The sequence below is a fragment of the Pseudomonas anguilliseptica genome (genome assembly GCF_900105355.1).
In the GTDB taxonomy this organism is placed as follows: Bacteria; Pseudomonadota; Gammaproteobacteria; order Pseudomonadales; family Pseudomonadaceae; genus Aquipseudomonas; species Aquipseudomonas anguilliseptica.
Window position 1 is genome coordinate 3,908,132 of sequence record NZ_FNSC01000001.1, and the last position, 24,136, is coordinate 3,932,267.

At 59.6% G+C, this 24,136-nt stretch carries 27 protein-coding genes, 1 other RNA gene and 2 pseudogenes; 12 read left to right on the forward strand and 18 right to left on the reverse strand.

The window, feature by feature from the left end; translation table 11 throughout:
* Window positions 1-191: 191 nt before the first annotated feature.
* The 3 genes and pseudogenes from BLW24_RS19170 to BLW24_RS27020 all read left to right on the forward strand — a co-directional run.
* Window positions 192-671: pseudogene (locus BLW24_RS19170) on the forward strand (methyl-accepting chemotaxis protein); the annotation flags it as partial.
* Window positions 672-771: 100 nt separating this feature from the next.
* An RNA gene (gene ffs, locus BLW24_RS19175) (signal recognition particle sRNA small type) lies at window positions 772-868 on the forward strand.
* A 143-nt stretch (window positions 869-1,011) separates the two neighbouring features.
* Window positions 1,012-1,149 (forward strand): DUF6538 domain-containing protein, encoded by a 138-nt coding sequence (locus BLW24_RS27020; RefSeq protein WP_338062098.1) that lies wholly within the window; start codon window positions 1,012-1,014, stop codon window positions 1,147-1,149.
* 277 nt (window positions 1,150-1,426) lie between these two features.
* On the opposite strand, the gene BLW24_RS19185 is transcribed toward BLW24_RS27020, so the two are convergent.
* Entirely contained in the window at window positions 1,427-1,714 is a 288-nt protein-coding gene (locus BLW24_RS19185; RefSeq protein WP_090385930.1) for a DUF3509 domain-containing protein, read from the reverse strand.
* A 70-nt stretch (window positions 1,715-1,784) separates the two neighbouring features.
* The gene (locus BLW24_RS19190) at window positions 1,785-1,961 is read right to left on the reverse strand and encodes a hypothetical protein (protein ID WP_420875006.1); all 177 of its coding nucleotides are present in this window, start codon (window positions 1,959-1,961) and stop codon (window positions 1,785-1,787) included.
* A 485-nt stretch (window positions 1,962-2,446) separates the two neighbouring features.
* On the opposite strand from BLW24_RS19190, the gene dnaX reads away from it, so the two are divergent.
* The 4 genes from dnaX (at window position 2,447) to BLW24_RS19210 (ending at window position 6,861) form a co-directional block, all read left to right on the forward strand.
* Entirely contained in the window at window positions 2,447-4,516 is a 2,070-nt protein-coding gene (gene dnaX, locus BLW24_RS19195) for a DNA polymerase III subunit gamma/tau (RefSeq protein ID WP_090385934.1), read from the forward strand.
* A gap of 18 nt (window positions 4,517-4,534) precedes the next feature.
* Entirely contained in the window at window positions 4,535-4,861 is a 327-nt protein-coding gene (locus tag BLW24_RS19200; RefSeq protein ID WP_090385942.1) for a YbaB/EbfC family nucleoid-associated protein, read from the forward strand.
* A gap of 143 nt (window positions 4,862-5,004) precedes the next feature.
* Window positions 5,005-5,604 (forward strand): recombination mediator RecR, encoded by a 600-nt coding sequence (gene recR, locus BLW24_RS19205; RefSeq protein WP_090385944.1) that lies wholly within the window; start codon window positions 5,005-5,007, stop codon window positions 5,602-5,604.
* Between the two features lie 108 nt (window positions 5,605-5,712).
* Entirely contained in the window at window positions 5,713-6,861 is a 1,149-nt protein-coding gene (locus tag BLW24_RS19210; RefSeq protein ID WP_090385948.1) for an acyl-CoA dehydrogenase family protein, read from the forward strand.
* Window positions 6,862-6,936: 75 nt separating this feature from the next.
* Here the strand turns inward: BLW24_RS19210 and BLW24_RS19215 are convergent, their stop codons facing one another.
* The 3 genes from BLW24_RS19215 to BLW24_RS19220 form a co-directional block, all read right to left on the reverse strand.
* Entirely contained in the window at window positions 6,937-7,149 is a 213-nt protein-coding gene (locus BLW24_RS19215) for a cold-shock protein (RefSeq protein WP_069516724.1), read from the reverse strand.
* 131 nt (window positions 7,150-7,280) lie between these two features.
* Window positions 7,281-7,496, reverse strand: a complete 216-nt coding sequence (locus BLW24_RS25720) for a hypothetical protein (protein ID WP_139272711.1) — start codon at window positions 7,494-7,496, stop codon at window positions 7,281-7,283.
* On the reverse strand, window positions 7,493-8,419 hold the full coding sequence (locus tag BLW24_RS19220; RefSeq protein WP_139272712.1) for an AraC family transcriptional regulator: 927 nt from the start codon (window positions 8,417-8,419) through the stop codon (window positions 7,493-7,495). The genes BLW24_RS25720 and BLW24_RS19220 overlap by 4 nt, the downstream gene beginning before the upstream one ends.
* Window positions 8,420-8,715: 296 nt before the next feature.
* Here BLW24_RS19220 and BLW24_RS19225 point away from each other — a divergent pair.
* A pseudogene (locus BLW24_RS19225) lies at window positions 8,716-9,452 on the forward strand (SDR family oxidoreductase).
* Window positions 9,453-9,496: 44 nt separating this feature from the next.
* Complete coding sequence (locus BLW24_RS19230) at window positions 9,497-9,757, forward strand: putative quinol monooxygenase (RefSeq protein ID WP_167360411.1); 261 nt, start codon at window positions 9,497-9,499, stop codon at window positions 9,755-9,757.
* Window positions 9,758-9,812: 55 nt separating this feature from the next.
* Here BLW24_RS19230 and BLW24_RS19235 read toward each other — a convergent pair whose 3' ends face one another.
* The 5 genes from BLW24_RS19235 to BLW24_RS19255 form a co-directional block, all read right to left on the reverse strand.
* Window positions 9,813-10,829, reverse strand: coding sequence for an alpha/beta hydrolase (locus BLW24_RS19235; protein ID WP_090385956.1), 1,017 nt, complete (start codon window positions 10,827-10,829; stop codon window positions 9,813-9,815).
* 52 nt (window positions 10,830-10,881) lie between these two features.
* Window positions 10,882-11,310: an organic hydroperoxide resistance protein gene (locus BLW24_RS19240; RefSeq protein ID WP_090385959.1), complete on the reverse strand. Its 429-nt coding sequence runs from the start codon at window positions 11,308-11,310 to the stop codon at window positions 10,882-10,884.
* 511 nt (window positions 11,311-11,821) lie between these two features.
* A complete protein-coding gene (locus BLW24_RS19245) occupies window positions 11,822-12,271 on the reverse strand; it encodes a MarR family winged helix-turn-helix transcriptional regulator (RefSeq protein WP_090385962.1) in 450 nt (149 codons plus the stop codon).
* A gap of 227 nt (window positions 12,272-12,498) precedes the next feature.
* Window positions 12,499-13,383 carry an SDR family NAD(P)-dependent oxidoreductase gene (locus BLW24_RS19250; protein ID WP_090385965.1) on the reverse strand — a complete coding sequence of 295 codons (885 nt, stop codon included), beginning with the start codon at window positions 13,381-13,383 and terminating at the stop codon, window positions 12,499-12,501.
* Window positions 13,380-14,933, reverse strand: a complete 1,554-nt coding sequence (locus BLW24_RS19255) for a flavin-containing monooxygenase (protein ID WP_090385968.1) — start codon at window positions 14,931-14,933, stop codon at window positions 13,380-13,382. The genes BLW24_RS19250 and BLW24_RS19255 overlap by 4 nt, the downstream gene beginning before the upstream one ends.
* A 115-nt stretch (window positions 14,934-15,048) precedes the next feature.
* Here BLW24_RS19255 and BLW24_RS19260 point away from each other — a divergent pair, with 115 nt between their 5' ends.
* Both BLW24_RS19260 and BLW24_RS19265 read left to right on the forward strand, forming a co-directional pair.
* Window positions 15,049-15,783 carry a TetR family transcriptional regulator gene (locus BLW24_RS19260; protein WP_090385971.1) on the forward strand — a complete coding sequence of 245 codons (735 nt, stop codon included), beginning with the start codon at window positions 15,049-15,051 and terminating at the stop codon, window positions 15,781-15,783.
* A 109-nt stretch (window positions 15,784-15,892) separates the two neighbouring features.
* Window positions 15,893-17,458 carry a cation:proton antiporter family protein gene (locus BLW24_RS19265; protein ID WP_090385974.1) on the forward strand — a complete coding sequence of 522 codons (1,566 nt, stop codon included), beginning with the start codon at window positions 15,893-15,895 and terminating at the stop codon, window positions 17,456-17,458.
* Window positions 17,459-17,481: 23 nt separating this feature from the next.
* Here the strand turns inward: BLW24_RS19265 and BLW24_RS19270 are convergent, their stop codons facing one another.
* The 4 genes from BLW24_RS19270 to fnr form a co-directional block, all read right to left on the reverse strand.
* The gene (locus BLW24_RS19270) at window positions 17,482-18,309 is read right to left on the reverse strand and encodes a metal-dependent hydrolase (RefSeq protein WP_090385977.1); all 828 of its coding nucleotides are present in this window, start codon (window positions 18,307-18,309) and stop codon (window positions 17,482-17,484) included.
* 313 nt (window positions 18,310-18,622) lie between these two features.
* Window positions 18,623-19,438 carry an ion transporter gene (locus BLW24_RS19275; RefSeq protein WP_090385980.1) on the reverse strand — a complete coding sequence of 272 codons (816 nt, stop codon included), beginning with the start codon at window positions 19,436-19,438 and terminating at the stop codon, window positions 18,623-18,625.
* Between the two features lie 96 nt (window positions 19,439-19,534).
* Window positions 19,535-20,083 (reverse strand): adenine phosphoribosyltransferase, encoded by a 549-nt coding sequence (locus BLW24_RS19280; RefSeq protein ID WP_090385983.1) that lies wholly within the window; start codon window positions 20,081-20,083, stop codon window positions 19,535-19,537.
* A gap of 25 nt (window positions 20,084-20,108) precedes the next feature.
* Complete coding sequence (gene fnr / locus BLW24_RS19285; protein WP_090385986.1) at window positions 20,109-20,843, reverse strand: fumarate/nitrate reduction transcriptional regulator Fnr; 735 nt, start codon at window positions 20,841-20,843, stop codon at window positions 20,109-20,111.
* A gap of 152 nt (window positions 20,844-20,995) precedes the next feature.
* On the opposite strand from fnr, the gene BLW24_RS19290 reads away from it, so the two are divergent.
* The gene (locus BLW24_RS19290) at window positions 20,996-21,460 is read left to right on the forward strand and encodes a DUF1931 family protein (RefSeq protein WP_090385989.1); all 465 of its coding nucleotides are present in this window, start codon (window positions 20,996-20,998) and stop codon (window positions 21,458-21,460) included.
* 10 nt (window positions 21,461-21,470) lie between these two features.
* On the opposite strand, the gene hemN is transcribed toward BLW24_RS19290, so the two are convergent.
* The 4 genes from hemN to BLW24_RS19310 all read right to left on the reverse strand — a co-directional run bounded on the left by hemN (window position 21,471) and on the right by BLW24_RS19310 (window position 24,123).
* Window positions 21,471-22,853, reverse strand: coding sequence for an oxygen-independent coproporphyrinogen III oxidase (gene hemN, locus BLW24_RS19295; protein ID WP_090385992.1), 1,383 nt, complete (start codon window positions 22,851-22,853; stop codon window positions 21,471-21,473).
* 84 nt (window positions 22,854-22,937) lie between these two features.
* Complete coding sequence (locus BLW24_RS19300; RefSeq protein ID WP_090385995.1) at window positions 22,938-23,621, reverse strand: sulfite exporter TauE/SafE family protein; 684 nt, start codon at window positions 23,619-23,621, stop codon at window positions 22,938-22,940.
* On the reverse strand, window positions 23,614-23,841 hold the full coding sequence (gene ccoS, locus BLW24_RS19305) for a cbb3-type cytochrome oxidase assembly protein CcoS (protein WP_090386000.1): 228 nt from the start codon (window positions 23,839-23,841) through the stop codon (window positions 23,614-23,616). Before ccoS ends, BLW24_RS19300 begins: the two co-directional genes overlap by 8 nt.
* A gap of 3 nt (window positions 23,842-23,844) precedes the next feature.
* Window positions 23,845-24,123: a hypothetical protein gene (locus tag BLW24_RS19310; protein ID WP_139272713.1), complete on the reverse strand. Its 279-nt coding sequence runs from the start codon at window positions 24,121-24,123 to the stop codon at window positions 23,845-23,847.
* Between the last annotated feature and the right edge of the window lie 13 nt (window positions 24,124-24,136).

Consider the following 24,136-nt stretch of genomic DNA (forward strand, 5'->3'; position numbering starts at 1 on the left):
AAACGTGAGGGTGACCTGCTGCATGACTGGATGCGGTAGGTCTTCAATAGCCGAATTGGGCTAGCGAAGGAGTGGGTTCAAAAGCAGCTGCGTTGCTAAACTTATCCACAGTTGCTGATGCACAAATCAGCAATCCGCCCTGGGTCAAATTTCAATCGGCAGGGTGGGTCAATTTTCCATCAGCGCCAACAGAGCAGACCAACCTACTGGCACTAAATGCGGCCATTGAGGCTGCGCGTGCCGGAGAGCAGGGGCGCGGCTTTGCGGTTGTGGCTGATGAGGTGCGAGCATTAGCGGCGCGTACGCAGGAGTCGACAAAGGATATCCAGGTGATGATCGAGCGCTTGCAGATCGGCGTGCAGAATGCCGTGAAAGCTACTCATTCGGGGAGCAGTAAGGCAAGGCAGAGCGTCGAACAGGCTGCCGGAGTGGATCAGGCTCTCACTGACACCAGTGACTCGGTGCAGCGCATAAACGATATGACCGCGCAGATCGCGACAGCCAGCGAAGAACAAAGCAGTGTCACTGAGAAAATTGCACGCAATATCAGCGATATTCGTGACCTGTCCAATGAAGCAGCACTAACCTCCGAGCAGAGTGCTCGAGCCAGTCAGCGGCTATCTGAGTTATCGCACGGTTTAAGTGCGCTGGTTGGCCGGTTTCGTGTCTGATGTGCGTTTCGATGAGCTAAGTGTTTGAAACGGTTGTAACTTCGATCCAAGCCGGTACAATGGCGCGGCTCGCTTATGGCGAGCCGCGTTATGGTGGCCCTGCCGGTCCCCTCGCAACGATCAGCCGTGAACCCGGTCAGGCCTGGAAGGGAGCAGCCGCAGCGGTGACATTGTGTGCCGAGGTGTGGCTGGTAGGGTTGCCTCCAATATTTTATCTGGTTGATTTATAAAGGTTTTTCACTCCAAGCCACGCGGTGGTACAAGGAGTGATACAACCGTGTCGACCGTTCCAACCTATCTCCTGTTATCTCGCCACTCGGTCTATTACTTCCGAATCGTGGTGCCTGACGTCATTCGTTCGTTGTTTCATCGCAGGGAGATACGGCGCTCTCTTCAGGCCCGCTGCAGACGTGAAGCCCTGATACGTGGGCGTGAGCTATTGCTGCAGGTTCAGCGGCTTTTCACTGAGGTATTCTAGGGCATTAAGTCGACGGTCGAGCGCCTGCGTGGTGCATGGGGGGGCGGGCGGAAAAAGGGGCGCGAGTTGGGCGCTATGGCTTAGGCAGCAGCAACTTGAATCGCTGTCCTCCAGCGCGCTGCCGGCATTGCCGGAGAGGTCCATAGAGCCTCCGCAGGTGATTGCTCCGGTATAGCCGATGGGGTTACAGCGGGAAGGGGGCGCGAAGCGTCCTGTCTGTAAGCAATGGTGTGGGTGTTGGAGGCTGCCCTGCTGGCTGGCAGGGCGCCGAACGATCCTAGCTTGTGTGGTAGCTAAGCACGCTGTCCTGTTCCTTCAAGGCTTTGCGCATATCCGCTGGGATGCTGCCGGAGCGCATGGCAAGTTCCAGGCGGATGTCTTCAAGGCTTTGAGCAAAGGCTTGCGGGTCTGTGCGTTGAGCTGCACTGAGCACGCGGCTGTATGCAGTGGCGTCGCTGGCATCCAGCAGAGATAGAACAACCCCACCATCTGGGCGGGGTGGGCTGAATATAGCGCGCAGCGGGGCAAACAGCTGTTCAACGAGTTCGCGGTTAATGCTTTCCATGACCATGCTCCATCCTGAGGGTGATAGCTTCAGACCTCGAAGATGCTTGATGGTTCGCGGGCTTCGTTAATCAGGCAGTCAGTGACTGTCGCGCGCGTTCGATGACCTGCTCTAGGTGGGCGCCGCTGTACTGGCCGGGGTACAGGCGCTGGCTGTGCTTGGCGATGCCGGCATCGTTGACGATAGTGAAGCTGAAGCTGCCTTTGCGGGCGGCCAGGATGCGGCAATCAAAGGGTGCGAATAGCATCCTGAATTTGGTGTTGAGTGTTCATTTTTGGTGTTTCCTAAAACAGCGGGCGCGTCATTGCGCTAAATAGAGCTCCAGGCTGTCGACCTAATGTGTCGATTGCATGTGCAGATAGGAGCTGGACTGCGCGCACAAGTTCCCTAGTGGTTACAGTGTGCGGGTCGGTACGTCGGAGGCGGGCTTGAGTCAGCGCTTGCGCGGGACGGCCAGATCAGTCAGCAGGTTGGGATATGGGTTAGAGCTGTGCGGCATTACCCTTAGGTGATGCGCTCTTACCTGGAAACCATCGAGGTGGCCAAAAAGGCCTGATTGACTTACAGCGTGGTACGAACGAGGTAGATGATACTCACTTGGTTGATTTTTCGCCAGTTTATTTGCAGGCAATGCTGCAGCTTGGCCATTAGTGGGCTGCGCATCGGATGCATTTTGCCCCATGCTCCGTTAGGATTAGCCCCACTTTTGCTTTCCTCTCGTGACGGGTTTCGATGAGTTATCAGGTTCTTGCACGCAAGTGGCGTCCGCGCTCGTTCAACGAAATGGTTGGCCAGACGCATGTGCTCAAGGCGCTGATTAATGCGCTCGATAGCCAGCGATTGCACCATGCCTATCTGTTCACGGGCACACGTGGTGTGGGCAAGACCACTATTGCGCGAATTATTGCCAAGTGCCTGAATTGCGAGACTGGTATCAGCTCTACGCCTTGCGGTGTCTGTTCGATTTGTAAAGAGATTGATGAAGGCCGCTTTATCGACCTGATCGAAGTCGATGCTGCCAGCCGTACCAAGGTTGAAGACACCCGCGAGTTGCTTGACAACGTGCAGTACTCGCCGAGCCGTGGACGCTTCAAGGTCTACCTGATCGACGAAGTGCACATGCTCTCCACCAGCTCCTTCAATGCGCTGCTGAAGACCCTGGAAGAGCCGCCGCCCCACGTTAAATTCCTCCTGGCCACCACGGATCCGCAGAAGCTGCCGGTTACCGTGTTGTCACGCTGCCTGCAGTTCTCACTGAAGAATATGCCGCCGGAGCGGGTGGTCGATCACCTCACTCATGTACTGACGGCGGAAAACATCCCGTTCGAAAGTGACGCGCTCTGGTTGCTCGGCCGCGCGGCCGATGGGTCGATGCGCGATGCCATGAGTTTGACTGATCAGGCGATTGCCTTTGGTGAGGGTAAGGTGCTGGCCGCCGATGTGCGAGCCATGCTTGGCACCCTCGACCATGGCCAGGTCTACGGTGTGCTGCACGCCCTGCTGGAGGGTGATGCGCGCAGCTTGATCGAAGCGGTTCGGCATCTGGCTGAGCAGGGGCCGGACTGGAATGGCGTGTTGTCCGAGATGCTCAATGTGCTGCACCGCGTTGCGATTGCCCAGGCGCTGCCCGAAGCGGTGGATAACGGCCAGGGTGATCGTGAGCGGGTGCTTGAGCTGGCCAGGGCTCTGCCTAGCGAAGATGTGCAGTTTTATTATCAGATGGGTTTGATTGGGCGACGCGATTTGCCGTTGTCGCCCGACCCACGTAGTGGCTTCGAGATGGTGCTGTTGCGTATGTTGGCATTCCGCCCTGCGGATGCCCACGATGCGCCGAGGGTGGCGCTAAAGCCGCTGGGGATTAGTCAGGCCACTGCTGATCCCGCGACTAACCCAGTGGCCGGTGCGGCTGTCCCGCCACCGGTAAGCATTCCTGTTTCTGTTCTGCCTACGCCGCCGACTCCTGTAGTTGAAGCTGCGCCTGAAGCGGCTGTGGCAGTGCTGCCGCCCGCACCGGAAGCGGTCAGCGAGCCCGCCGCGCAGCCGTCGCTGACTGAAGCGACAGCTGCCCCTGTTGCATCCGCGCCCGTTGTGGATCTGCCCTGGGAAGAGCAGGTTAGTGTGCCGGTTGCTCAAACACCTGAGCCTGCTATAGAAGTCGTAGAGCCTGCCGTTGCTGCGATAGAGTCCGTCACGCTAACTACCGAGCCGCCGCAAGCGGCATTGCCTGATCCGCAACTGATTGAGCCGCCAGCTCCGTCCGCCGATACGGATGACGATGAACCTCCGCTGGGCGATTACGACTATGTCGAAATGGACGCCGAATCGTTTGATTACGACTTTGATGCAGTAGAGCGCACCGCACCTGCCGAACCGGAAGTTTTGCCTGCGGCGCAGCCGGCGACCGGGCTGGCGGCTGACTGGCTGGAACTGTTCCCGAAGCTTGGTTTGTCCGGGATGACTGGCAGCATCGGGGCCAATTGCACCCTGATAAGCGCAGAGGGCGATAGCTGGTTGCTGCACCTGGACCCGGCGCATTCGGCGCTGTTCAACCTGACCCAGCAGCGGCGCCTGAATGATGCGCTCAATCAGTTTCATGGGCGTGAACTCAAGGTGCTGATCGAGTTGTGCAAGCCTGAGCAGGAGACGCCAGCGCAGGCGGCTGCGCGTAAGCGGGCCAATCGCCAGCGTGAAGCGGAGGCATCGATCCATCAGGACCCGATTATTCAACAAATGATTCAGCAGTTCGCCGCAGTTATCCGCGCGGACAGCATTGAACCCCTGGACACTCCCGTTAACCCCTAATTACCGAGGACTTACACCATGATGAAAGGTGGCATGGCCGGCCTGATGAAGCAGGCTCAGCAGATGCAGGAAAAAATGCAGAAGATGCAGGAAGAGCTGGCAAACGCCGAAGTGACCGGTCAATCCGGGGCCGGGCTGGTCAGCGTGGTCATGACTGGGCGTCACGATGTCAAACGTGTCAGCCTGGATGACAGCCTTATGCAGGAAGACAAGGAAATCCTTGAGGACCTGATCGCTGCAGCGGTAAACGATGCCGTGCGCAAGGTCGAGCAGAACAGCCAGGACAAGATGTCTGGTATGACTGCCGGTATGCAGTTGCCACCAGGCTTCAAAATGCCATTCTAAAAAGCATCGGATCAGCGCACATAGCTGCGCTGCAGGCGGGTGTGGGTATCCTCAGCTCACGCCTGCTTGAGCCTTGATTTCTCAGGGCTCAATAGCCCCGTAGGGTTTTGTTGGTAAGCGTTAGTAGTCATCGAGTATTTCCCATGAGTTTCAGCCCGCTGATCCGCCACCTGATTGATTCTCTGCGCATTCTTCCGGGCGTTGGGCAGAAGACTGCACAGCGTATGGCATTGCAGATGCTTGAGCGTGATCGCTCCGGCGCCTTGCGTCTGGCGCAGGCGTTGACGCAGGCGATGGAGGGGGTGGGCCATTGCACGCAGTGCCGTAGCCTGAGCGAGGACGAGGTGTGCCAGCTGTGTCTGGATCCGCGGCGTGATGACAACCTGCTGTGCGTGGTCGAGGGACCGATGGATGTGTATGCGGTCGAGCACACCGGATTCCGTGGGCGTTACTTTGTGCTCAAGGGGCATCTGTCGCCGCTCGACGGCTTGGGCCCGGAGGCAATTGGCATTCCCGAGCTACTGGCGCGAATCACTGCCGGCAGTTTTACCGAGGTGATTCTGGCTACTAACCCAACAGTGGAGGGCGAGGCTACCGCGCATTACATCGCTCAGCTGTTGGCGGGCAAGGGGCTGATTGCCTCACGCATTGCCCATGGTATGCCGCTTGGCGGTGAGCTGGAGTTGGTGGACGGCGGCACTTTGGCGCATTCGATTGCCGGGCGTCGGCCTATCCAGCTCTAAGCCCGCGCCTTGCGATCGGCTTGATCGCCCTTGTGCATGGCATAATCCTCTTCTTGTAAACCAAGCAAGCGCTTGGTAATTTCCCTGAAAACTCAGTGGGAATACCTCATGTCTGCCTTCCAGGAATACTTCGACGAATCGCACCAGTTGGTGCGCGATTCGGTCAGGCGCTTTGTCGAGCGCGAAATTCTGCCGCATATCAATGATTGGGAAGAGGCCGAGGAGTTTCCGTGCGAGCTTTATCTCAAGGCAGGGGCGGCTGGGATTCTCGGTATTGGCTACCCGGAAGCTTTTGGCGGTAGCCATGAAGGTGATGTATTCGCCAAGGTCGCGGCCAGCGAGGAATTGATGCGCTCGGGTTCTGGCGGCTTGGTGGCTGGGCTCGGTTCCCTGGATATCGGCTTGCCGCCTGTGGTGAAGTGGGCCAAGGCGGAGTTGCGTGAGCGTATCGTGCCGCAGGTGCTGGCAGGTGAGAAGATCATGGCCCTGGCGGTGACCGAGCCATCTGGTGGTTCGGATGTGGCTAATCTGAAAACCCGCGCAGTGCGCGATGGCGACTTCTATCGCGTCAGTGGCAGCAAAACCTTTATCACCAGCGGCGTGCGTGCGGATTACTACACAGTGGCTGTGCGTACCGGAGGCGAAGGTTTTGGCGGCGTCAGCCTGTTGCTGGTGGAAAAGGGCACGCCTGGTTTCACCGTGGGGCGCAAGTTGAAGAAGATGGGTTGGTGGGCATCGGATACCGCCGAGCTTTTCTTCGATGATTGCAAGGTGCCGGTAGGCAGTCTGATCGGTGCTGAGAACATGGGCTTTGCTTGCATCATGGCCAATTTCCAGAGCGAGCGGTTGTCGCTGGCGATCATGGCCAATATGACGGCGCAGCTGGCGCTTGAGGAGGCACTGAAGTGGGCCAAAGAGCGCGAGGCGTTCGGTAAGCCTATCGGCAAGTTTCAGGTGCTCAAACATCGTCTGGCAGAGATGGCGACCCGGCTTGAGGTGTCGCGTGAGTTTACCTATCGGCAAGCAGCGAAGATGGCGGCAGGTAAAAGCGTGATCAAGGAGATATCCATGGCCAAGAACTTTGCCACTGATATTGCCGATCGACTGACCTATGACGCGGTGCAAATCATGGGTGGCATGGGGTATATGCGCGAAAGTCTGGTGGAGCGGCTGTACCGCGATAATCGCATTCTGTCGATTGGTGGTGGCTCGCGTGAAATCATGAACGAGATCATCAGCAAGCAGATGGGTTTATAGATAAGGTAGGTTTTACAACCGCCAGATAAAACAAACCCCGCGAGCGCGGGGTTTATTTTAAAGCAGGACAGGGGCTTAGGCCACCTGTACCTCTTCAGCTTGCATACCTTTCTGACCGCGAGCGGCCACGTAGGTAACAGTCTGGCCTTCTTTCAGGCTTTTGAAACCGTCGCTTTGGATGGCTTTAAAGTGAACGAAGAGATCATCGCCGCCGTTAGTCGGGGTAATGAAGCCGAAGCCTTTCTCATCGTTGAACCATTTGACGGTGCCAGTTTCGCGATTTGCCATGGTGTGTCTCTTAAATCGATACGAAGTGCGGTGCCAGAGTGCTCATAGCACCTATGCGGTTTTGCTGATAACTACAAGTCAGCTCAGCCATAATAGGCCGTTTTCACGGGAAGTGTTGGGTTTAACGTTAATTATTCATATTTTCTCTGCACATAACCTGCAACGTCCCTATTGGCCTGGGCTGCAGGGCGTTGGGCGTCTGTCAGATGTTGTGGCTGATAATGAAGTTTGGCCAGTTTTGCCTGCTTAAGCGCTAACTTGATTCCAAGTAAAACGCCCCGGTGCTCTTGAAAGGCGCCGGGGCGTTTGTTTTTCAGTCTGCGGCCAGAGATTTTTAGCCGTGTCATGCCAAACTGCGTAAGCGGGCCAGGTCGCGTAGCGGCGGTGCACCGAACAGGCGGCTGTATTCACGGCTGAACTGCGAAGGGCTTTCATAGCCGACGCGGTAACTGGCTGAAGCCGCTTCCAGCCCTTCGCAAAGCATCAGGCGCCGCGCTTCTTGTAGGCGTAGCAGTTTCTGATACTGCAGAGGGCTGAGGGCGGTTACGGCCTTGAAGCGGTGATGCAGGGTCGAGGTGCTGAGGCTGACTTCACGGGCCAGATCCTCGATGCGTAGCGGTTGGTCGAAATTCAGGTTCAGCCATTCGATGGCGCGGTTGATGCGTTGGCCCTGGCTATCGACGATGGCGATTTCGTGCAGACGATGGCCCTGCGGACTGTGTAGCAGGCGGTAGAAAATCTCGCGCAGAGCCAGCTGCGCAAGTATGGCGATATCGCGCGGAGTCTCCAGCAGGCGCAGCAGGCGCAATACCGCGTCGAGCAATTGAGTATCCAGACGATCCAGATACAGCGCCCGACGTGGGCCGTGATTGGGCACGCCGATGGGGCCAATATCGGCGATCAGGCTCGTGATCAGTGCCGGATCAATATCCAGGCGAAGACTCAGGTAAGGCTGCTCTGGGGTTGCGCCGATCACCTGGCCGGTAACCGGCAGGGTGACAGAGGCCACCAGGTAGTTCAGTGGGTCGTAGGCGTACTGTTCATCGCTGAGGCGCACATCCTTGCGGCCCTGGGCAATGATGCACAGGCATGGCCGATAGAGCGTTGGTATGGGTAGGCTGGGCTGCGTTGCACAGGCCAAGTCGAGGCCGACAATGGCACTGCTATGCAGGCCATCAGACGGGCACTGGCGTTGGATCAGCGCGGCCAACTCTGCCTGGCGCTGGGCAAGGTTTTCATCGAGGGCTTCGGGGTTTACGAGCGATGTCATGAGATGCTCCTGTTGTTGGCCGCAGGCTAGCTCGGTTTTTCAGGCAAGGCTGTGCTGAACATAAAGAGCTGCAGGATCAGGCAATAATTTGCTAGCAATAGGCAAACAGCCAGCGTTATGGGCTATCAGTGTAATTCTGATCTCGTCTTGGTTTGTGGTGAGTGAGTTGTATCCGATTTGATGCTTGCAGTTTTAGGCAATAATTCGCTAGAAATCGTCTAGCCCAAAACGTGTCATCTCGCCGAATCTGTTGTTGCTGCGGCAACCCTTGTCGCTTACCTGCAGAGGATTCGGCCATGTTGAATATCCAAGACAAAGTCATTCTGATCACCGGCGCCAGCAGCGGTATCGGCGAGGCCTGTGCCCGTTTGCTGGCCGAGAAGGGTGCGCGGTTGTTGCTTGGCGCACGGCGTACCGAGCGCCTGGAACAGTTGGTCGGCGAGATCCGCGAGGTTGGCGGCAACGCGGATTACCGTCGCCTGGACGTGACCAGCCAGGCTGACACCCAGGCATTTGTCGACGTTGCTCTGGCGCAGTACGGCCGCGTTGATGTGCTGATCAACAACGCCGGGGTCATGCCGCTGTCGCGCCTGGATGTGCTGAAGGTCGATGAGTGGAACCGCATGATCGACGTGAATATCCGTGGCGTGTTGCACGGCATCGCCGCTGCGTTGCCGGTGATGCAGCGTCAGCGCAGCGGTCAGTTCGTCAATATCGCCTCCATTGGCGCCTACAGCGTGGTACCGACCGGTGCTGTTTATTGCGCGACCAAGTATGCGGTGCGCGCTATCTCCGAAGGCTTGCGTCAGGAAGTGGGCGGCGATAGCGCGTGACCCTGGTATCGCCGGGCGTGGTCGAGTCGGAGCTGGCTGAGAGCATTTCCGATGAGTCGAGCCGTGAGGCGATGAAGGCATTTCGCAAGGTCGCCATTCCCCCGGATGCGGTTGCCCGCGCTATCGCCTATGCGGTCGAGCAACCGGCGGATGTCGACGTCAGCGAGCTGATCGTGCGGCCGACGGCCAGTCCTTATTGAGCCTGTATCCCTGGAGGGCAAGCCGATGCTGAGTCATAGCAGCAGTGCTGCATGCCAGGGCGGAACGCACCGAGCAGTTGGGGTTGTGCCTGCATGGCTTGGGTGAATCCATGCAGACCTTTCCCGGTTGCCTGGGTGTTGAGGTGCAGCAGCTGCCGGATGATGCGGCGCAGTGGCTGCTGCAGAGTCGCTGGCAATCGACAGCGGCGCTGCAGGCATTCTTCGCCGCGCCGCTGTTGCAGCAGGTGCTCGACCAGACCTTGCAGCAAGGCCTGTTGCGTAGCCTGCAATGCCAGGCCGCTTGAACAGCAGAACGCCCCGGCACGCTAAGCGCGTCGGGGCGTTTTGTTGTAACGCGGGCTACTTGAGATTGGCTTTCAACGCTGCTGCAGCTTGCTGCATGGCGCTTTGCGTGCCGGGTATCTGGCTGATCACGTTGAGTAAGCCGAAGTCATGGATCATGCCGTTGTAGCGTAAGTAGGTGACGTTGACACCAGCCGCATCCAGCTTGCGCGCATAGGCTTCGCCTTCATCACGCAGCACGTCGAACTCGGCGGTTTGCACCAGGGCTGACGGCAAGCCTTGCAGCTGTTCCACCGATGCCTGCAGCGGCGAGGCGTAGATTTCGGCGCGCTGTTTCGGGTCGGTGGTGTAGTTGTCCCAGAACCACTGCATCAGGCTCTTGCTGAGGAAGTGACCGTCGGCGAACTGGTTGTAGGAGGCGTTGTTGAAGTTGGCGTCGGTTACCGGCCACATCAGCAGCTGGAACTTGATCGCTGGGGTGCCTTTGTCTTTGGCCATCAGGCTGACCACAGCGGCCATATTTCCGCCCACACTGTTGCCGGCCACTGCCAGGCGCTTGCCGTCGACACCAATCTGCGCACCGTTTTGTGCCACCCACTGGGTTGCGGCGTAGGCCTGGTTGATCGCAGTCGGGTACTTGGCTTCGGGTGACGAGGTGTAGTCGACATACACCGCCGCCGCGCCGGAGCCTACCACCAGGTCACGGATCAGCCGTTCGTGGGTCGGGTAGTCGCCCAGTACCCAGCCGCCACCATGGAAGAACATAAAGACCGGCAGCGTGCCCTGGGCATCGGCCGGACGCACAACTTTGAGCTGGATCGACTGGCCATCGACGCTGATGTTTTTGTCAGTCACTTGAATGCCGGATACATCGACCTTGACCCCAGCCTGCGCACCGACCAATACGGCGCGGGCATCTTTCGGGCTCAGTTGTTCGAGGGGCTTGCCACCGCCAGCGGCGAGGGCATTGAGGAAACCTTGGGTATTGCGTTCCACCCCGGGGCTGCCAGCGGCAAACGCGCTATTGACGGCAAGGGCGAGTACGGCGATCGACAAACTGTGTTTGATGTTCATGTGCAGCCTCCTGGGTGGGCCGCTGACTGGCAGCGGCCGGGTGAGTGGTGGGTTAGTCGAGCAGCGTCAGGGTGACGTCGATATTGCCGCGAGTGGCGTTGGAGTACGGGCAGACGATGTGCGCGCGGTCGATCAGGGTCTGTGCTTGCTCACGGTCCATGCCCGGCAGGCTGATACGCAGCTCGACCTCGATGCCGAAACCGTTGGGGATCGCACCGATACCTACGACACCTTCAATCGAGGCGTCTGCTGGCATCGCTAGCTTGTCGCGGCCGGCAACGAATTTCATTGCGCCGATAAAGCAGGCTGAGTAGCCGGCAGCGAACAGCTGCTCGGGGTTAGTGCCCGTACCGCCAGCACCGCCGAGTTCTTTCGGGGTGGTCAGGGCGACGTCGAGTACGCCGTCGGAGGAGATGGCGCGGCCGTCACGGCCGCCGGTGGCTTCTGCATAGGCACGGTAAGCAATGGTTTGAATCGACATGGTGGTAATCCTCTCGAGCTGTTTGGGATGGTTTGTTTAAAGCGTTGCTGTGTCAGGTGGCGATCAACCTTCGTGGCTGATCAGCCAGTTCGGGTAAAGGCCTTTGCCATCTGCCTGGCTGTCGTCAGCCAGAACCGGGGCGGAAAGGGCGAGCAGGGCGGTGAAAGCGATCAGGGTTTTCATAACGGTGCTCCACGACTGTCAGGTTGTTGGGTTGGATGAAGATAACTGCAGGTCTACGTGGTATTTTCGCGCTAATATTTTGCGCGCTAATCAATCAATGAGGCGAACTCTAGCCAGCATTAATTTAGCGCGCAAGATATATTTTTGAACATTTAGCGATAAGCGCTGCTGTATTCAGGCATAAGCCAGGCGTGGCGGGCGGTTGCGCGAGCTTCTGAGCGTGGCGGTTGGATGGAGATGCTGAGCCGAGCGGGAAAATAACCGCTAAGAGGGCGGGAGGTGGACGGCGAGGTTACCGGCGCGGGCGACAGCCTCGTCGGCCTGGTGCTTACACGGCATGCTGCAGGTTGCTGCGCAGGGTGACCAGCTCAGCTTTCAGGGCGCCGAGTTCTGCCGCGGATTGCTGGGTGGCGGTGAGGATGCATCCGGGTATGCGCTTGGCTTGTTCGCGCAGGTTGTGGCCTTTGTCGGTGAGGAACAGCTCGACCACACGCTCGTCGACACTGCTGCGGGTGCGCTTGAGCAGGCCTTCGGCTTCCAGGCGTTTGAGCAGTGGGGTGACGGAACCTGGGTCGGTGAGCAGACGGTTGCTGATCTCGCCCACGGTGATGCCATCACCTTCCCAGAGCACCATCATCGCCAGGTATTGCGGGTAGGTCAGGCCCAGTTCCTGTAGCAGCGGCTTGTAGACCTTGGTCAACAGCAGCGAAGTCGAATACAGGGCAAAGCACAGCTGGTTATCGAGTAGCAGTTCGGCGCAAGGGTCTGGCGTAGTCATGGCGTTCTCCAGCGGCACAGGACAGGTGCCGACAATTTATCGCGCCAACTACTGTTATGCCAATTGAATGCGCGCGGTATTCATCCGGCCAAGCAAACGTTAGACGTTAAAAACGGCCGGGAGCCATTTTAACGTCCCGTAGCGACGGCCCGCAGGGTGGCCACCAGGGATGGCAGGCATAAAAAAGCCCCAGACACCTGCGGTGCTGGGGCTTGGGCGTTAGCCGACTACTCCACGGCCGCCTGGGCTTTCTTGCTTGAGCCTTTCGGCGCAAAGCGGGCGGCCAGACGCATGGAGGCGGTCACCAGGCGTTGATAGAAGGCCGGCCATAGGCGTTGCATGCCATCCAGGGCGTAGGCGTCCGGGCCGATCAGGATGCGCCGCTTGTTCGCCAGCGCACCGTTGATGATCACCTGGGCGGCTTTCTCCGGCGTGGTGCGCAGCAACTGATCGTTGAACTGCTGGCGCGCCTTGTCGGCGTCCTGGCCGGTGACGCTGCTCAGGCTGGCATTCATCCGCGCGGTCTTGGCGATATTGGTCTTGATCCCGCCAGGGTGCACGCAGCTGGCCGATACGCCGCAGTCGGCCATGTCCAGTTCCTGGCGCAGCGACTCGGTAAAGCCGCGCACGGCAAATTTGCTGGCGTTATAGGCGCTCATACCCGGCTGGGAAAACAGTCCGAAGACGCTGGAAACGTTGACGATATGGCCCTGGCCGCTGGCTTTGATATGCGGCAGGAAGGCCTTGGTGCCGTTGACCACGCCCCAGAAGTTGATGTTCATGATCCACTCGTAGTCGGCGTAGTCGTTGCCTTCCACGGTGCCGCCCTGGGCCACGCCGGCGTTGTTGAAGATTGCGTTGACCCGACCGAACTCGCTCACTACTTGATCGGCCCAGGCATGCACGGCCTCACGGTCGGCAACGTTGACCAGGGTTTCACTGACCTGCACACCGAGCTTGCGTGCCTGGGCGGCGGTTTCCGCCAGCCCTTCGGCATTCACATCGGAGAGCGCCAGTTGGCACCCCTGACGAGCCAGGCCGAAAGCCAGTGCACGGCCAATGCCGGAACCCGCGCCGGTGATGGCGGCTACCTTGTTTTCAAACGACTTCATGCGCTGGCCTCCTGGGCAGCCAACTGGATAGCGCTGTTCTGCGCCGGGTGTGCCGCGTGCTTGCGGCTGAAATGATAGGCCGCTGGGTCAAAGTTGCGCGTCAGCAGGCGAAAACGCCAGGTAAAACCAGGCCATACGGTGCAGTTGCGACCGCTCACCGGGTGCAGATACCAGCTCTTGCAGCCGCCGGCATTCCACACGGTGTTGCCCAGGCTGCCCTGCAGCTTGCCGTTGAACTTGTCTTGCACTGCCTGTTTGACCTCCAGGCTCTGCAGTTCTTGCTCACCCACCAGCTTGAGCGCGCCGAGCACGTAATGTATCTGCGACTCGATCATATAGACCATCGAGTTATGGCCCAGACCGGTGTTCGGCCCCATCAGGAAGAACAGGTTGGGGAAGCCGGCGGTCAGCGAGCCTTTGTAGGCCTGCGGGCCTTCCGGCCAGGTGTCGAGCAGGTCGACACCGCCACGACCAAACACCACGCCGCGCGGCAGTGGATCGCTCGGGGTGAAGCCGGTACCGAAGATGATCGCGTCAATCTCGCGCTCTTTACCGTCCACGGTGCGGATGCTGCCGCTGCGGATTTCCTCAATGCCATCGGTGATCAGGTCGACGTTAGGCTGGGTCAGCGCCGGGAAATAATCGTTGGAGATCAGCACGCGCTTGCAACCCATCAGGTAATCCGGGGTGACCTTGGCGCGCAGTACCGGGTCTTTGATCTGCTTGTTGATGTACCACTTGCCGACTTTCTGCGCGACGGTCATCACCTTGGGCAGCATGGCAAAGCCGATCACCCGGCTTTCCAGCAGGGCATAGATGGCGCCGCGCCAGAGTTTTTGCAGCAGCGGGAAGCGTTTGAAGCGGTTGCGCTCGCGCTCGCTGATGGCACGGTCGGGCTTGGGCATGATCCACGGTGCGGTGCGCTGGTACAGATCGAGCTGGCTGACCTGCTTCTGGATCTGCGGCACGAACTGAATCGACGAGGCGCCGGTGCCGATTACTGCGATACGCTTACCCGTGAGGTCATAGCTGTGGTCCCACTGCTGCGAGTGGAAGATCTTGCCGGTGAAGTCGCCCAGGCCCTTGAGCGCCGGAATCGAGGGAGTGGACAGTGCACCCATGCCGGACACCACAAATTGTGCGGTGTAGCTGTTACCGGCGCTGTCACTGATCTGCCACAGCTCCTGCTGTTCATCCCAGGCGAGGCGGGTGATTTCGGTGTTCAGCTGGGTGTGGTTTTGCAGGCGATACTTGCTCCAGCAGCCTTCCAGATAACCCTGGATTTCTGGTTGCTTGGCGAACATGCGCGTCCAGTTGGGGTTCTGCTCGAAGGAGAACGAATACAGGTGCGATTGCACGTCACAGCCGCAACCCGGGTAGTTGTTGACCCGCCAGGTACCGCCGACGCCAGCTTCTTTCTCGAACAGCAGGAAATCATGTTCACCAGCCTGCTTCAGGCGGATGGCCATGCCCAGGCCGGAGAAGCCCGTGCCGATTATGGCTACCTTGCAGTGGCGGGTGGCAGTTGGGGGTGAGACGGGTGCATTCATGGCCAAGCTCCTGTTATGTTTATTGCTGGCGTATACAGCTGTATACCAAGGTAGACAAATGTATACTCGCCAGCAAGCAGCATTCTCACAAGCCAACTTTTAGGTAGGGTTCGTTATGCAGGCAGACGCCAGCGAGCAGCAGCCAGCCGCAGAAAAAGCCACCGAGGCCCCAGGCAAGACTCTGCTACTGGAGGCCGCGTTACGTCTCACCTCAACTAGTCGCAGCTTGAGTAATCTGGGCCTGCGCGAGTTGGCGCGTGAGGCGGGGCTCAACCCCAATACCTTCTATAGGCACTTCAAGGATGTGGATGACCTGGGGTTGACGGTGATTCGGCAGATCTCCACCCAGCTGCGCCAACCGCTGCGCGACCTGCGCCGTGAGGCGGCCGAGCGAGCGGTGCAGACGAGACGCAAAAGCCTGCCGATGCTGTTTGGCATTGACTTGCAACGCGGCCGGCGGGTGTGCCACGAAACCGTGCAGCTGTTCTTCGATTTTGTTGCGCAGAACCCCGAAGCTTTCATCATCGGAGTGCGCGAACTGCATGGTGCTTCTGCGGTGCTGCGGGCGGCGCTGCGGGCGGCGCTGCAGGAGGTGATGGATGAGTTTGGCGCGGACATGGCCGAGGACATCATTGCCTTCAAGCTGTTGCCGGACATGGTCAACCCGTCAGTGGTACGGCAGGTGTCGAACCTGATCAGCCGCAACCTGTTCCAGCTGTCGCTGGACTATATCGAGCAGCCTGAGCGGCAAGCGGCGATCTGTGCACTGGCCGAAGAGCAGATCGTTATGCTGTTTACCGGGGCCAGCGTGTTGCAAAGTCTGGGGCAGTTGAAGTTGCCCGCCGAATAAACGCGGCTACAACTGAGGCGAATCAATGGCGGTGCCATCTGCGGGCGTTATGCTAGATCGGCATAGTGCTGCCGTGCTGTTCCAACGTTTTCCCCACTAAGGATCCCCCATGATTGAAGCCACCTGGATTGCTTTTGCCTTTGTCATGGGGCTGGTGGCGCGGGGTATTGGCCTGCCGCCGCTGGTGGGCTACCTGGCGGCTGGCTTTGCTCTGGCCGGTTTTGGCGAGCATATCGGCGTTGGCCCGCGTGACAGTGTGGTGTTGGATCACGTCGCCCATCTGGGTGTGCTGCTGTTGCTGTTTACCGTGGGCCTCAAGCTGAAAATCGGCAACCTGGTGCGGCGTGAAGTGATCGGCGGCGGCCTACTGCATTTCGCTATTTCCAGTCTGATCTTCCTCCCGGCGATTCTGTTGCTGCTGGAGTTGCCCTGGCAGCAGGGACTGCTGTTGGCCATTGCCCTGTCGTTTTCCAGCACGGTGCTGGCGGCCAAGGTGCTGGAGGGTAAGCGCGAGCTGCGCGCCTTCCACGGGCGCGTGGCGATTGGCGTGTTGATCATCCAGGACCTGATTGCCCTGGTGGTGATGAGCCTGGCCAGTGGCAAGGTGCCTTCGGCCTGGGCATTGCTGCTGTTCGGTTTGCCACTGCTGCGCCCGTTGCTGTTTAAGCTGCTCGATGTCAGCGGTCACGAGGAGCTGATGGTGCTGCTCGGCTTGCTGCTGGCGCTGGTGCTGGGCGGTTACGGCTTCGAGCAATTGGGGCTGAGTTCCGAGCTGGGCGCGTTGGCCTTCGGTGCCATGCTGGCCAAGCACAAGCGCGCCACCGAGCTGGCCAACTCGCTGTGGGGCATCAAGGAAATCTTTCTGGTCGGCTTCTTTCTGCAGATCGGCATTGGTGGGCTACCGGATGCCGCAGCCTTGAAGTTCGCCCTGGTCATGGCGGTGCTGCTGCCGCTCAAGGGCGTGCTGTTCTTCTTCCTCTTTCTGTTGTTCCGCTTGCGCGCGCGCAGTGCCTTTCTCAGCAGCGTGACCCTGACCAACTACAGCGAATTCGGCCTGATCATGGCCAGCGTGGTGCTGCCGGAGTGGATGATTCCCCTGGCCATTACCGTGGCCCTGTCTTTTGTGATTTCCGCACCGCTCAACCGGGTTGTTCACCCGCTATACGAGCGCCTGGCTAAACGTTTGACGGCCCTTGAACGCAATATCCGTCATCCGGATGAGCAGCCGGTTTCTCTCGGCTTTTCCCAGGTGCTGGTGATGGGTATGGGGCGTACCGGGCGTGCAGCTTATGACTACTTGCGGGAGAAGGGCTATCAGGTGGTCGGTCTGGATTCCGACCCGGTGGTGATCGAGCAGAGCAACAAGGTAGGACGTAGCGTGCTGTTTGCCGACGGTGAGGACCCGATGTTCTGGCAGCACCTGCAGATGCCCAATATCGACGCGGTGATCCTTGCGCTCAACGATGAAGAGGCCAAGGTGATTGCCACGCAGAAGCTGCGCGAGCGCGGGTTTAACGGTTTGGTGGTGTCCCATGCGCTGTACGAGGATATCGCCATGCGTATCCAGCAGGCCGGAGCCGACCGTACTTACCTGACGATGAGTGAGGCGGGTGCCGGCCTGGCCGAGCATGTGTTGCGCACGCTGAAAAGCCGGGCCGAGGCTGACGCGAATTAGCGGTCAGCCTCGGCAAGCTGGGCTTAGCTGAAGCCCAGACGCTGGCGCCAGCGTTTTTCCAGCGCCTTGCTATCGTGGTCCAGCGGATGGAAACCAGGGCGGTAGTAGTCCAGGTACGGCAGGATCAGTTTGCTCAGGAAGCCGTTGCGTGGGCCAAACAGGGTCTTCAGGCCTTTGCCCCAGCTGCGCCAGTTGAACAGTTGGCCGTCTTTGCGCAGCAGGTGTAGCTGGAACCAGCCGATCACGCCGAAGAAGATCACCGTGGAAATCGCCATCATGCCAACGCGGGTGAAGTAGCCGCCGTAGACCTTCTGGTATACGTCGTAGCAGACTGCCTTATGCTCGTTCTCTTCAATCGCGTGCCACATCCACAGTTGATACAGCTTGGGGTCGTTCATCTGGGTGGTCAGGTCTTCGCGTTGCAGCAGTTGCTCGGCCATGGTTGCGGTGAAGTGCTCCAGGGCACAGGTGGCAGCCAGACGCTGCTTCTTGGTGGTGATCTTGGTAACCCACTCCAGCAGCACCTTGATGCGCAGTTCCAGCAACTCTAGGTCGATATTGTGCTCGGCGGCGTAGTCGTTGTAGGCCGCGTGTTCCTTGGAATGCATGGCTTCCTGGCCGATGAAGGCGCTGATGTCCTTCTTCAGCTGCGGCTCGCTCACCTGTTCGCGCACGGCGCGCACGCTGTCGACGAAGAACTTCTCGCCATAGGGAAACAACGACGACAGGTTGTTCATGAAGTGGCTCATAAAGGGGGCGCCGGCAAACCAGAACTTCTGGCTTTCATCGAAGCTGAAGTCCATGCGACGCACGGGGAAACTGGCGGTTGGGGTGCTGGTTTTGGCTGTCATAAGGGCGACTCCTCGGCATCTTGATCGCGTTCGCGACCGCTCTTGTTATGGGGCTTGGGACGACAGGCTGGGCTGTCTTGGGCCGTGATTTATCTTTAGCCGAGGGCGTTTTAGGCGCGAGGTCATTCCTGGCCAGGGCGGCCGGAATTACGCCAACTTATGGATAGTTGTCGGACAGTTCGTCACGCCTGGCGCTTTAAGGACGCGAGCTAGCAGCGAGTGGGCTGGTCGGGGCGGGGCGGGGCGCTTCGATACAGCCCTGCCGCACGAGGAAGGCACGGCAGGGCTGCTGATTGTCACTGTTTTAGGACGCTCAGCGTTGCTGGCGCAGCTCAGCAACTTCCGTGCGCAAGGCGCGCAGTTCATCGAGCAGCAATTGTTCGGTGGGCGAGGGCGGCGCCAGCTTGGCTTCCTGTTCATGGGTGGTCTGCATGGCATTGACCACCACAGCGATAAACAGATTGAGCATCATAAAGGTGGCAATCAGGATAAACGGCAGGAAATACATCCACGCCAGCGGGAACTGCTCCATTACCGGGCGCACGATGCCCATCGACCAGCTTTCCAGGGTCATCACCTGGAACAGGGTATAGAGGCTGGCACCGAGGCTGCCGAACCATTCGGGGAAGGCTTCGCCGAACAGTTGCGTGGCCATCACCGCCGCCACGTAGAACACCAGGCCGAGCAACATGGCGATGCTGCCCATGCCTGGCAGCGAGGACAGCAGTGCTTCGACCACTCGGCGCATGTTCGGGTTGATCGAGATCAGTCGCAGCACGCGCAACACGCGCAGCGCACGCAGCACGGCGAATGGACCGCTGGACGGCACCAGCGCAACGCCTACCACCAGGCAGTCAAATACCGCCCAGGGGTCACGCAGCAGACCCAGGCCGCGGGCAACAAAGCGCAGCGCCAGCTCCAGGATAAACACCGCGAGAATCAGCTGATCCAGCGTCAGCAGCAGCTCGCCCCATTCGGCCATCAGGCCTGGGTAGGTCTGGATGCCGAGAATGGCGGCGTTGAGCACGATCAGGGTGGTAACCAGGCGGGTAATGGCTTTGCTTTCCATCAGCGCGCCGAGGCGCAGACGCCAGTGGCTGGCTGTCGGGTTCATGGGTATTTCATTCATGGTCTGTGGGTACTTGTGTAGACGGTGGGCGAATCAGTTGGCGAGGGGCAGCCAGGCCCGGACATGCAGCGCTGCCGTCAGGGCCGTGAAGCAGAGTTATTGGTCGGTGAGGGCGAAGCGGGTCAGGGCAAAGGTGGGGATGCCGCTGTCCTGCAGTTTCTGCGAGCCGCCCAGCTCGGGCAGGTCGATGATTGCGGCGGCTTCGATGATGCTCGCGCCCATGCGCCGTACCAGTTGTGCGGCGGCCAGCAGGGTGCCGCCGGTGGCGATCAGGTCATCGAAAATCAGCACCTTGTCGCCTTCGCAGAGGCTGTCGGCGTGCACTTCCAGTTTGGCTTCGCCGTGCTCGGTCTGGTAGCTCTCGCTGAGCACATCGGCAGGCAGTTTGCCCTGCTTGCGGAACAGAATCAGTGGCTTGTTCAGTTCATAGGCGATGATCGAGCCGATCAGAAACCCGCGCGCATCCATGGCGCCTATATGGCTGAAATCGGCTTCGACGTAACGCTGGATAAAGCTGTCGGCGACCATGCGCAGGGCACGTGGCGACTGGAACAGCGGGGTGATATCGCGAAAGATCATCCCCGGTTTGGGGAAGTCCAGCACCGGGCGGATCAGGGTTTTGATAGTGAATTCGTCGAAGATCATCGGCTAGGTCCTCAGGGCGGGTCGATCAGCCCTCGAGGTTACCGCCGGCCAGGGCGCACAGCTCGATGGGGTCGAGGATATGCACTTCCTTGCCTTCGGCTTCGAGCAGCTTGTTCTGTTGGAAGCGGGTAAATACCCGCGATACGGTCTCCACCGCAAGGCCCAAATAGTTACCAATTTCGTTGCGCGACATGGCCAGGCGGAACTGATTGGCTGAGAAGCCGCGGGCGCGGAAGCGTGCCGAGAGGTTGACCAGAAAGGTCGCAATGCGTTCGTCGGCGGTTTTCTTCGAGAGCAGCATCATCATCTGCTGATCGTCGCGGATCTCCCGGCTCATGATGCGCATCAGCTGGCGGCGCAGTTGCGGCAGCTGCACCGAGAGCTCGTCGAGACGTTCGAAGGGGATTTCGCATACCGAAGTGGTTTCCAGGGCCATGGCCGACACGGGGTAGCTCTCGCTGTCCATGCCGGACAGGCCGACCAGCTCGCTGGGCAGGTGGAAGCCGGTGATCTGCTCATCACCGCTGTCGCTCAGGCTGAAGGTTTTCAGTGCGCCGGAACGCACGGCGAACACCGAATTGAAGGCATCGCCCTGGCGGAACAGGAATTCGCCCTTTTTCAGCGGGCGGCCGCGTTTGACGATTTCGTCGAGCGCGTCCATGTCCTCCAGGTTCAGGGACAGCGGCAGGCACAAGCTCGCCAGGCTGCAATCCTTGCAATGGGCTTGGTGTGGGGTATGCAACTTGATGCTTTCGGACATCGCTGGCGATCCTGGCTAAACACACAATAGCCGTAAGGTTACAGCAGGGCGCAGAACAGAGCCACTAAGACGCAAGTCTGATCGAATGTTCAAGTTTTATCCTGGCTGGCCGATAACCCAGGCGGCTTTGAATATCGGCAAGGAGCATCGCTATGCGTCTGGAATCGACTCAGTTGAGCACCCGTATGAACCTCGCGCTGGAGCGCAAGAGTGCTGCGGCCGAGGGCGTTGTGGCGAGCAGCGAAGGGGATGAGCAGGCACTGCGCGACAGCCTGCGGGTTAGTCTGTCGGAGCTGGGCAAGGCGCGCTCCGCCGCCGCGCAGAAAAACCGCGATATTGATGAGAGCAGCCTGCCGGATGTGGTCAAGGATCTGCTCAAGCGAATCCGTGAGCTCAAGGCGCAGATCGAGGCGAAGAAAGACGAGCTGAAAGAGGTGATGAGCGATCAGAGCCTCGATCCCGAGGCCAAGCGTATAAAGATCGAAATGCTACAGGGCGAGCTGGCTTCTCTGCAGGGCGCCTTGAGCAGCGCCAATGCGACGCTGATCAAGGTTATGCGCGAGCAGGATCTGAGTGATCAGCAGATGCAGGAAGTGGCCAGCCTGATCATGAAATAGAGCTTGCCTACTAAATCACTCGGGAAAAACGCTGCCTGCTCAGCTCGGTCAGGTAGCGATCAAACAGCATACACAGCGAGCGCACCAGCAGGCGACCCGCGGGCCGCACTTCGATGCCCTGGGCATTCAGCTCAATCAATCCATCACTGGCCATCTGCTGCAGTTGCGGCCAGATATCGGCAAAGTAACTGCGAAAATCGATGGCATAAGCCTGCTCGATATCAACAAAGCGCAACTGGAAATGGCAGATCAGCTGTTGAATTACCGCCCGGCGCAGACGGTCGTCGGCATCACAATGCAGGCCGCGTAGGGTGGCCAGTTCGCTGTGGCCGAGGCAGTCCTGGTATTTGCTCAGGTCGCTGTTGTTCTGGCAGTACAGATCGCCAATCTGGCTGATCGATGACACGCCTAGACCGATCAGGTCGCAATGGCCGTGGGTGGTGTAGCCTTGGAAGTTGCGTTGCAGGCTGCCGTCTTCCTGGGCGCTGGCCAGTTCGTCGTCAGGCAGGGCGAAGTGATCCATGCCTATATAGCGGTAACCGGCGGCGCTCAGTTGCTCGATGCTGGCCTGCAACATGGCCAGCTTGTCACCTGGGCTGGGCAAGTCGCAGGTGTTGATCCGCCGCTGTGGCATAAAGCGCTCCGGCAGGTGGGCGTAATTGAACAGCGACAGGCGATCCGGCTGCAGGGCAATCACTTCAGCCACGGTGCGGGCGAAGCGCTCCGGGGTTTGCAGCGGCAGGCCGTAGATCAGGTCGATGTTTACCGAGCGGAACTGCAGGGTGCGCGCCGCTTCGACGATGGCGCGGGTTTCTTCCAGGGTTTGCAGGCGATTGACCGCCCGTTGCACGGCCGGGTCGAGGTCCTGCACACCCAGGCTGACCCGGTTGAAACCCAGCTCGCGGAGCAGGCCCATGGTCGACCAGTCGGCTTCGCGCGGGTCGATCTCGATGCTGTAGTCGCCGCTGTCGTCATCCAGCAGGTTGAAGTGCTGGCGCAGGTGGCCCATCAGATGGCGCAGTTCATCGTGGCTGAGAAAGGTCGGGGTGCCGCCGCCGAAGTGCAGTTGCTCGACTTTCTGCTGCGGGTCGAGGTGACGGCTGATGATCTCTATTTCGCGTTCGAGCTTTTCCAGATAGGGCTGAGCGCGGCCGCGATCCTTGGTGATCACCTTGTTGCAGGCGCAGTAGTAGCAGATGTGCGCGCAGAACGGGATGTGCACATACAGCGACAGCGGCCGCAGCGCTTTGCGACTTTCGCGCAGGGCGTGCAGCATGTCGAACTGGCTGATGCGCTCATGGAATTGCAGCGCGGTTGGATAGGAGGTGTAGCGCGGGCCGGCCTGGTCGTAGCGGCGAATCAGGGTGCTGTCCCACTGGATGGCGTTGAGCATGCGGGTATTCCCGGTTTGGCTTTCAATACCGGGCAGTCTATGAGCGCTGCGTCTGGGGTGTTTTGACCTGTATCAAGCGGCCTGCTAGTGACCCATCAGCCAGTGCTGGTGCGGGCCGGGCATTGTCCATAGGCCGAAGAGGATCACCAGAATACCGCCGGCCGTGCGCACGCCCTGTTTGCGCAGCAATGCGGTCAGGCGTTCGGCGGCCATGCCGGTGGCCAGCAGCACCGGCAGGGTGCCGAGACCAAAGGCCAACATCAGAGCAGCGCTGTCGACTGCACTACCTTGGCTCGCGGCCCATAGCAGGGTGCTGTAGACCAGGCCGCAGGGCAGCCAGCCCCATAGGCCGCCGAGCATCAAGGCGTGCGGCAGGCTGGTGACCGGCATAAAGCGCCGGGTCAGTGGCTGGATATGCCGCCAGAGACCACGGCCGAGAGCTTCGATACGGGTCAGTCCACTCCACCAACCAGCCAGGTACAGGCCCATGGCGATCAGCAGCAGCGCCGCAACCACCCGTAAGCCCATGACCAGCGGGCTATTGGCCACTACCCAGCCGGCCAGGCCGAGCAGTAGGCCTGCCAGGCTGTAGCTGAGAATGCGCCCCAGGTTATAGGCCAGCAGCAGCTGAAAGCGCTGGGCGCGCCGCTCGGGCGGAATGGCCAGGGTCAGCGCGCCCATCAGGCCGCCGCACATGCCCAGACAGTGCCCGCCGCCGAGCAGGCCGAGGATCAGTGCCGAGATCAGTAGCGGCAGTAGCTCAAGCACCGGGCTTGTCCTGTGGGGCCTGATCGGCCTGAGGCTCGTCGAGTTGTTGCACCTGGCTTACGGCTGCAGTGTGCTTGGGGTCTTCGTCGTCGAACAGGATGCTGTGCGCCGGGCCGTCGAGGTCATCGTACTGACCGCTGTCCACCGCCCAGAAGAACAGCCAGATGGCAAAGGCCACCAAAGCAATAGCAACCGGGATCAGAATATAGAGGGCGGGCATGGCTTAGTGGCTCCGGCGCAAGAGTTGCCGCAGATCAAGGCTGGCAACTGGGAAGAGTCTGTCCGGGCTGCGACCGGTCAGCGCGACGAAGGCAAGCAGAGCATTTAGGAAAAGCATGATCAGGGTGTCCGGCAGGCTGTCAGTAAACAGACTGCTGAGCGTGGTCTGCTGGCGGATCAGCGCGGTAGCAACGTGGTATGCCATAAACAGCTGCAGGCTGAACAGCGCTACGGCCAGTAAGCGCACCCGCCCGGCAACCTTGCCAGTCATGTTGTTTCGCATAGAACCTCGCCGA